This window comes from Streptomyces sp. NPDC001941 (assembly GCF_040296945.1).
Taxonomy (GTDB): domain Bacteria; phylum Actinomycetota; class Actinomycetes; order Streptomycetales; family Streptomycetaceae; genus Streptomyces.
Map to the genome: position 1 here is coordinate 59,223 of NZ_JBEOYE010000009.1, position 8,360 is coordinate 67,582.

At 71.4% G+C, this 8,360-nt stretch carries 7 protein-coding genes; all 7 read right to left on the reverse strand.

Features of this window, described 5'->3' with window-relative positions; translation table 11 throughout:
• Positions 1-26: 26 nt before the first annotated feature.
• The gene (locus tag ABT160_RS10125; protein ID WP_351645950.1) at positions 27-1,328 is read right to left on the reverse strand and encodes an ATP-grasp domain-containing protein; all 1,302 of its coding nucleotides are present in this window, start codon (positions 1,326-1,328) and stop codon (positions 27-29) included.
• Positions 1,325-3,709: a carbamoyltransferase HypF gene (gene hypF, locus ABT160_RS10130; RefSeq protein WP_351645953.1), complete on the reverse strand. Its 2,385-nt coding sequence runs from the start codon at positions 3,707-3,709 to the stop codon at positions 1,325-1,327. Before hypF ends, ABT160_RS10125 begins: the two co-directional genes overlap by 4 nt.
• A 3-nt stretch (positions 3,710-3,712) precedes the next feature.
• Entirely contained in the window at positions 3,713-4,738 is a 1,026-nt protein-coding gene (gene hypE / locus ABT160_RS10135) for a hydrogenase expression/formation protein HypE (protein ID WP_351645954.1), read from the reverse strand.
• Between the two features lie 312 nt (positions 4,739-5,050).
• Positions 5,051-5,641 (reverse strand): cysteine hydrolase family protein, encoded by a 591-nt coding sequence (locus ABT160_RS10140; RefSeq protein WP_351645955.1) that lies wholly within the window; start codon positions 5,639-5,641, stop codon positions 5,051-5,053.
• A 996-nt stretch (positions 5,642-6,637) separates the two neighbouring features.
• Positions 6,638-6,844 (reverse strand): ubiquitin-like protein Pup, encoded by a 207-nt coding sequence (locus tag ABT160_RS10145; protein ID WP_351645958.1) that lies wholly within the window; start codon positions 6,842-6,844, stop codon positions 6,638-6,640.
• Between the two features lie 733 nt (positions 6,845-7,577).
• On the reverse strand, positions 7,578-7,844 hold the full coding sequence (locus ABT160_RS10150; RefSeq protein ID WP_351645959.1) for a hypothetical protein: 267 nt from the start codon (positions 7,842-7,844) through the stop codon (positions 7,578-7,580).
• A gap of 126 nt (positions 7,845-7,970) precedes the next feature.
• The gene (locus ABT160_RS10155) at positions 7,971-8,333 is read right to left on the reverse strand and encodes a hypothetical protein (RefSeq protein ID WP_351645961.1); all 363 of its coding nucleotides are present in this window, start codon (positions 8,331-8,333) and stop codon (positions 7,971-7,973) included.
• Between the last annotated feature and the right edge of the window lie 27 nt (positions 8,334-8,360).

Sequence of the window (8,360 nt, forward strand, 5' to 3'; positions counted from 1 at the left end):
GGCGCCGGGCGGCCCGGCTCAGCCGGTCAGGGGCCCGCCGGCCGGGGTGCGTCGGGGGTCAGCGGCTCGCAGTCCAGGGCGAACGAGCCCGCGGTCTTGCGGATCGCCGCCTCCACCTCCTGGCCGGAGGCGCCGCGGAAGCGGAACCGCCCGCCGACGTGCTCGTACCCCCCGACCTGCGGGATCAGGGAGCCCGGCTCCGGCACCACGTGCGCGTACGGGCCGCCCTCGGAGCCCTCCCGGTCCCAGCTCGCCCCGGTCACCCGGCAGGGCGGCGGTACCGGCAGTGGCAGGAGCAGCCACCCGGCGGTCGCGGCGGGCTCGTCCGGCGTGACGGGCGTGGCCTCGGGGGCCCGGCCCAGCTGGATGTCGACGGCGGCCGCCATCAGGTCCAGGCCGTGCACCTCGCGCCAGACGAACGGGATCTCCGCGCCGCCGACCCGGGACCCGGCCTCCAGGAAGACCGGGTGCGGCGTGCCGTCGGGGCCGCTGCCCAGGAACGCCTCCATGTGGAAGACCCACGGTTCCCCGTCGCCCAGGGCCGCGGCGGCCCTGGCCGTGAACTCGCCCAGCGGTCCGAGGAGTTCGGGGTCGTCCAGCTCGATGGAACCGAGGAAGGTGCCCTTGGTGAACTCCTCGCAGCTGTTCAGGTACCGCGCGGCGCGCCACGGGCCCAGACCGTCGCCCGTCCACAGGCCGTCCAGGTGCAGCACCGGATCGGCCACGAAGGACTGCACGATCCTCGGCTCGCGCAGCTCCGGCCCGAACACGTCCGCGTGAGCGGTGAGGTCGGCCTCACCGTGCAGGACGAGCACGCCCCGGCTGGCCGTGCCGCGGCGCGGCTTGACCACCACGGGCCAGCCGTGCTCGGCCGCGAAGCGTCGTACGTCCTCGGCGCTGCCGGCGTCGGCGGAGCGCGGCACGGGCACGCCCGCCGCCTCCACGTGCCGGACCATGGTGAGCTTGTCGCGGAACCGGTCCAGGCCCCCGGGAGTCTGCCCGGGCAGCCCGAACGCGGCGCGCAGCTCGGCCGCCGTGTCCAGGTCGCCCTCGTTGAGCGCGACCAGTCGGCTCGCCGGGCCGAACTCCGCGACCAGGGCCTCCAGCGCCGCCCGCACCTCGGGGAGGCGGTCGGTGGCCGGCACCAGCCGGACCGCCGCCGCCTCCTCGGGGACGGACGAGAGCCCCAACTCGGTGCTCACGTAGGTGACGTACGTCGTGGCGTGGTCGAGGTAGGAGGTGTAGCGGGCGTGCCGGTCGCGCCAGCGGTGCAGCACCACCACGTGCTCCCGGCCCGCCCCCGCTCCCGGACCCGCGCCCCCGCTCACTCGCCCGGCTCCGGCTCGTTCAGGCGGGCGTGCGCGACCATGATCTGGCCCAGTGCGATGCCGCCGTCGTTGGTGGGCACCTGCTGCTGGCAGTACGTGCGGAAGCCCGCGCGCTCCAGCTCCACCAGGCAGTTCACCAGCAGGAACTCATTGAGGAACACCCCGCCCGAGAGCACCACCTGGTCGAACGCGTCCGGCCCCTCGGCCTCGCGCACCGCACGACAGCGCTCCACCACCATGTCCACCACCCCGGAGTGGAAGCGCCGGCTGATGTCGGCCGGAGCCACCCCGGCGGCCAGGTCGCGGGCCAGCGCCTTCACCACCGGGCGCGGGTCCACCTCCACCACGCCGTCGTGGTCGCCCAGGGCGAACCGGTAGCGCTCCGCCACGGGCGCGAGCGCCAGGTCCCGGGCGAGCAGGCCCTCCAGCTCGATCGGGCCCTGCGCCTCGTACTCGGCGTGCGTGGTGACGTCGAGCAGCGCGGCGACCCCGTCGAAGAGGCGGCCCATGCTGGAGGCGGGCGGCGCGTTGACGCCCCGCCGGGCCATCGTCGCGTACACGTGCAGCTGCTGCTCGTCCCACTGGCCGAGCACCGGGAAGGCGGCCAGGGCCGCGTCCGGCTCGCCGAGCGCGTCCAGGGCCAGGGCGAAGCCGGTGCGGATGGGCTCCTTGACGGCGCGGTCGCCGCCGAGCAGCGGCACCGTGCGCAGATGGGCCACGCGGCGCGCGTCCCGGTAGGAGCCGAGCAGGAACTCGCCGCCCCAGGTGGTGCCGTCCGGGCCGTAGCCCGCGCCGTCGAAGACGACGCCGAGCGTCGGCCCGGTCAGCCGGTTCTCCGCCATGCAGGACGCCATGTGCGCGTGGTGGTGCTGCACCTGGACGACGCGGCCGTAGCCGGCGCCCTCCTCCTTGAGGGCCAGCCGCGTGGCGCGGAACTGCGGGTGCAGGTCCACCGCCGCGTCCTGGGGCACCAGGTCGTGCAGGCCCGCGAGGTGGCGGGCGGTCTGCTGGTGCGACTCCCACGTCTCGTCGTTCTTGAGGTCGCCGATGTGCTGGCTGAGGTAGACCCGGGTGCCCTGGGAGAGCGCCACCGTGGTCTTCAGCTCGGCGCCGAAGGCGACCATGGGAGCGAGGTCGACACCGACCTCCACGGGGTACGGGGCGTACCCGCGGGCCCTGCGCAGGAAGCTCACCAGCGGCTGGTCGAGTTCCGGGTGGCGGGAGAGGCGCACCAGGGAGTCGTCGACGCGTATCTCGATGTCGCGGTCGTTGTAGAGGATCACGTCGGCGATCGCGAAGAGGTGCTCCAGGGCGTCCTCGTTGCGGTGCGCGATCGGGTATCCCGAAACGTTTCCGCTCGTCATGACCAGCGTGTCCATCCGCTCGTCGGCGAGCAGCAGGTGGTGCTGCGGCGCCGACGGGAGCATCACCCCGATGTTGGGGTTGCGCGGCGCGATCGCTTCGGGGAGCGCGCCCTCGCGCTTGCGCACGAGCACGATGGGCCGTGACGACGACTCGAGGAGCTCGGCTTCCTCCGCGCCGATCTCGGCGAAGGCGGCGGCCGTCTCCAGGTCCCGCGCCATCACGGCGAAGGGCTTGGAGTCGCGGCGCTTGCCCGCCCGCAGCCGGTGCACCGCGTCCTCGTCGCGGGCGTCCACGGCCAGGTGGAAGCCGCCGACGCTCTTCACCGCCACGATCCGCCCGGCGGCCAGCGCCTCCACGGCCGCCGCCAGGGCCTCCTCGCCGTCCAGCGTGCCGCCGTCGCGGTCGGCGAGCAGCAGCTGCGGGCCGCAGTCGCGGCAGGCGTTGGGCTGCGCGTGGTAGCGCCGGTCCATCGGGTCCGTGTACTCCGCCGCGCACGGCGGGCACATGGTGAAGGACGCCATCGTGGTCTGCGCCCGGTCGTAGGGCAGGGCCCGCACGATCGAGTAACGGGGGCCGCAGTTGGTGCAGTTGATGAACGGGTAGCGGTAGCGGCGGTCCGCCGGGTCGCGCAGCTCGGCCAGGCAGTCGGCGCACACGTGCCCGTCGGCGGGCACGATGGTCTGCTTGCTGCCCGCGTGCACGCTCTCGCGGATCACGAACGCGGTGGCCGGCTCGGCCTCCGGGTCGAGCTCCTCGACGTGCACGCCGGTGACCTTCGCCTGCGGCGGCGCCTGGTCGGTGAGGTCGGCGAGGAAGGACTCCACGGCCCCGGCGGGTCCGGTGACCTCGGTGAGCACGCCCTCGGGGTCGTTGAGGACCCAGCCGGTCAGCCCGTAGCCGTGCGCGGCCTTGTAGACGAAGGGCCGGTAGCCCACGCCCTGCACCACACCGGTGACCCGGGCGCGGCGCCGTACCAGCGCCGCACCGGGGGTCACGTCGTCCTGAGTGGTCGTCATCGGTCAGCAGAGCCTGGGGAGTTCGGCGCCCTGGAGCTCCTCGACGATGGTGTCGCGGCCCTCGGTGTCGCGCAGCAGCACCAGCGCGCCGGCCTCCTCGGTGACCTCGCCGATCGAGACCGCGTCCTCGCCGTACTTGTGGGCGCGCAGCGCGTCGAGGACCTTCTGCTCGGCGGCCGGGTCCACGAACAGGGCCACGCAGCCCTCGTTCGCCGAGTGGATCGGGTTGATGCCCAGCATGTCGGTGGCCATCACCGTCTCGAACTGGACCGGCAGCAGCTCCTGCTCGATCCGGATCTTGTGGTCCACGGCCTCGGAGTACTCGTGCAGCACCGCCGCCAGACCGCCGCGCGTCACGTCGCGCACTGAGCGGACGTCCCCTTCGGACACGGCCGAGAAGAGGTGGTCGAGCATGCCGTTCAGCGGGGCGCAGTCGCTCAGGACGCGCTGCTCGAAGCCCAGGCCCTCGCGGATGGAGAGCAGGTGCACGGTGTGGTTGCCGATCGGGCCGCTCAGGATCACGCGGTCGCCGGGGCGGACGTGCGCCATGCGCAGCGGCTCGCGCTCGAAGACGCCGACGCCCGCGGTGTTGAGGTAGATCTGGTCGGCCTCGCCCTTGCGGACGACCTTGGTGTCGCCGCACACGATCAGCACGCCGGCCTCGCGGGCGGTCTCGCGGATCGAGGTGAGGACCTGCACCAGACGGGAGATCGGCAGACCGGTCTCCAGGATCATGCCGAGGGTGAGGTAGAGCGGCTTGGCGCCGACGACGGAGAGGTCGTTGACGGTGCCGCAGACCGCGATCTTGCCGATGTCGCCGTTGCCGAAGAACGGCGGGTCGACGACGAAGGAGTCCGTGGTCATGGCGATGCGACCGGCGGAGATGGGCAGCATGGCGCTGTCCTCCATCTCGCCGATGTACACGTCGCCCAGGGTCTGGACGATCAGGGAGATCAGCTCGTGGCTGAGCTGGGCTCCGCTGCCGTGGTCGAGGAGGACCTCACCGAGGTCGGTGGCCTGGCTGGTCATGCGGGCGTGTCCCTTCGGGGTATGAGGGGGTGACGCGCGCGGTCCTGCTCCGGGGTACGGGATGCCTGGCGCGGTGACGCCGTTGCGGGACCGTCCGGGCAGGACGGCGCGGCGCGGCGCGCGGACCGCGCTGAAAGGCGCCGTGCGGGGCGCCGGTCGGTGCGTCGCGTGCTGCGGGTGCGCCGTCCGGTGGGCGGCGACACCGAGGGGGTGCCGGCCGCCGGACGGGTGGTGCGGTGGCGTCGCGCGCGGCGGGTACGCCGTACGGAGCGTCGGGGCGCGCGGTGGTGCGGGCGTGCCTGAAGGGACGTACTACGGGAGGATCTTGACGACCTTGCGGGGCAGCTCGCCGGTGGCGTCGATCTGGGCCAGGATCTCCTCGGAGTCCGCGACGGTGGCGCAGTAGCCGCTCAGCCACTCCAGGGAGCGGTCGCGGGCCTCGGGGTCGCCGGAGACCACGCAGTCGGAGGGCACCCACACGTTGTAGCCGCGGAAGAACGCGTCGGCCGCGGTGGTCTGGACGCATATCTGCGTCTGCAGGCCGGTGATCAGGACCGTGTCGACGCCGGCGGCCTGGAGCCGGTCGTGCAGCTCGGTCTCGTAGAAGCCGCTGTCCTTGTTCTTCTCCACGACGTCGTCGGTCTCGTCGAGGAAGTCCGCGAGGATCGCGGCGCCCTCGCTGCCGCGCTGGAGCGGCAGGGTGCCGTCGAAGTCCCGCTCGACGTTGGGGTCGTCGGGCAGGTTGACCAGCTGGAGGTGGAAGACGCCGTGGCCGCGGCGGCGCATCTCGTCCAGGAAGTGTGTGAACCGCGGCTGAGCCTCGGCCATGGCGTGCGTGCGCTCGGGCGTCTTGTGGACGACGTCGGCCTGCAGGTCGTTCGTGAGTACGGCGATCTTGCCCATGACGGTTCCTCGGGGTTGCTCGAAGCACGGCTGTGCGGCCGGGCACCCGTGTACGGCGGGTGGGCAGGCCGGATCAGCCGAGATGGGGGATGAGGGGTGGAGCGATGGGGCCGTGGTGCGGGTGGCGCTGTGGTGCTCAGGAGGGCGCGGCCCGGAGTGCGGGCCCGCGCGGACACTGCGGTGGAGAGGGGCTGGCCTTCCCTGCGCGAAGAGTGACGACTGTTTCGTGCGGCCCGAAGCGGAGTGTCGGAGATCCTCGGGTGGCCAGACCTTCGCATATCCTCCACGAACCCGTCAACAACTCCATCTTCATGGGTTCTTGGTGACCACAACGAGCTTGGGCAGCAAGCGCTCACTTCCGGGGGAACGCGGCCCCACCTGGCCGAAAGCCGCTCGGGCGGTCGGGGGCGGATGCCGCCAGAGGTCTTGACCACTGGGCCCGCCGGGCAGGATGATCACGCTCGCCCGGTGCGGCGGGCGGCACGGCCGTGCGCCGGGAGCGGAACGCTTGGCGTTCGCTTTTTCCCAGTGCGGGAGCCACCCGGTCGTACCGGCTCCCGTGACGGGTACGTCCGTGCCGCGCCATCTGCGGGAACGGCGTCGTCCCCCGGGGCGGCGCGACGGTCACCCCTGCAACGTGCTGCGAACGCGCCGCCCCGGGCGTCGCGTACGAACGCCTTCGCCACGTGGGTGAGGGCGGAGATCCTCAGGTGAGGGAACCCCACGCTCCCGGAGGCTCCTTCCGGATGTGAAGGCGCGTTCTGGCGGGACGGTGTACGGCAAACGGACACGTTCATGGCCGGAAACCCTCGGTGCGTCCGCTGAGCGGTGAGAGGTAGGTCACCCAGCGGTCATCCGCTGGAAACGGCGTGCACGATCTTGCCGTACGGCCGACACGGATCGGAAACGTACAGAACCTTTACCCACGCGTGGCCGATAACCGCTCGGGCTTGGACTGAAGTTGACCGAAGTCTGACGCGGCCGGTCCGCTCGCCGTCACTCTCCGCCACGCTGCTGGTAGTTCTTCACGAACTCCTTCGCGTCCCCGAGCTCCCCGAGCAGATCGTCCAGCTCGTCGAGCAGATCGGCGGCCTCCGCGGACGCGGCGTTCGCCGGTACGGACCCGGTCGACGCGCGGTCGGCCGCGGGCTCCTCCGGGCGGGCCTGGCCGCTGTGCTTGTTCCGGCGGATTCGCTGAACCATGTCGGTGCCTCCACTCCTGGCCCGCCCGGCACGGTGTGCCGGAGGCGCCGTCGGTCGCTGCTGTAGCGGGCTGCCTCACGGGAGCACGGGAGGGCGCGGCGGTCCGTTCAGCCTGAACCCTGGCCCGATCCCGACCGTGCATGGCCACGAATCGATGTGTGTGCCGGCGGTCCCCCGGAGACGTTCAGCATGCCCTGTGGTCCATGGCGTCTCCGCGCGGTCCAGAACGGGATTGGGGCGATTGGGTCATGGGTGACATCACTGTTCCGGAGTGGGCGGAGCCGGTTCTGGGTGCGTTGGGTGGTCAGCCGTGGCCGCAGTTGAGTGAGTCGTTGTTGGTGGAGCGGTCGCTGAAGTTCGAGGCGATGGCTGATGTGGTGAAGGGAATGCGGGGGGAGTTCGAGAAGTCGGCGGTGGGTGCGGGGCGTTCGATGGAGGGCGCGGGAGCCCAGGCGCTCCTTGATTCGGTGTACAAGTTCCTGTCGGGGGTTCCGGAGGGGGCGGAGAAGCCGGTTTTCGATGCGATCGAGGGTCTTTACCGTCAGGTCGCGGTGAATCTGCGGAAGCTGGCGATTCAGGTGGAGACGGCGAAGGTCACCATTTTGGGGATGGTGACGTGGTTGCTGGGTCAGTTGGCGATGGCGGCGTTCACGGTGTTGACGGGTGGGTGGGGGTTTGCGTTTACGGCGGCGGTGTGGGCGGCGATTCGTGCGGCGGTGCCGGCGTTGATCCGTCAGTTGGTGGCGGCGGTGTTGCAGGGGGCGTTGATGATGGGTGTGATCAACGCGGTGGCGCAGATGGTGGGGTTCGCGAAGGGGACACGCCAGGGCGAGTGGGGTGCGGAGAACTGGAGCGAGCTGGGCACGAACGTGGCGCTGGGCGCGGTGGGCGGTGTGGTCGGTTTCGGTGTGGGCAAAGCGTTCGACTTCGGTGTGGGGAAGGTGTTCGGGCAGAAGTGGGTGGGGTCGTTCGCGTCGTCGGTGGTGGGGGGTGCGGTCAACAATGTGGTGTCGGCGGTGCCGATGGGTTATGTGTCGGCGTGGATGACGGGTGGGGAGCCTGGGGTTCATCTGACGTGGGAGACGGCGACGTCGGGTGCGGCGTTCGGTGCGGCGGGCTGGGCGGGTCAGAAGGCGAAAGAGGTGAGGATCGACCCGGCGTCGATCCCGAAGTCGATCAATACCGGTCTGGGGAAGCTGAAGTCGTTCTTCGACGGCCCGGGTGGTGGTCCTGGTGGTGGAGGCGGGTTCACGGCGGAGAAGGCGCCGTTGCTCGGGTCGCGCAATTCGGACACGTTCTCCACGACGTCCACGGATTCCACGTCCTCCTCTTCCTCCTTCGGCGGGGAACCGCCGAGCAACGGAATTCGGGTGACGACGGATACGACGACGACGGTCGAAACGGTGGTGCCCGGGAACGGGGAAACCGGGAAGGGGCAGGGGAACGGTCTCGAAACGGTCGTACGCAACATCGAGACTCCCAGTTCCACGCCCAAGGAGGTGATCTCCGAGACACC

Coding starts and splice junctions, on each gene's coding strand:
- hypF (WP_351645953.1), bottom strand. CDS start 3,709: ATGACGACCACTCAGGACGACGTGACCCCCGGTGCGGCGCTGGTACGG.
- hypE (WP_351645954.1), bottom strand. CDS start 4,738: ATGACCAGCCAGGCCACCGACCTCGGTGAGGTCCTCCTCGACCACGGC.
- ABT160_RS10140 (WP_351645955.1), bottom strand. CDS start 5,641: ATGGGCAAGATCGCCGTACTCACGAACGACCTGCAGGCCGACGTCGTC.
- ABT160_RS10145 (WP_351645958.1), bottom strand. CDS start 6,844: ATGGTTCAGCGAATCCGCCGGAACAAGCACAGCGGCCAGGCCCGCCCG.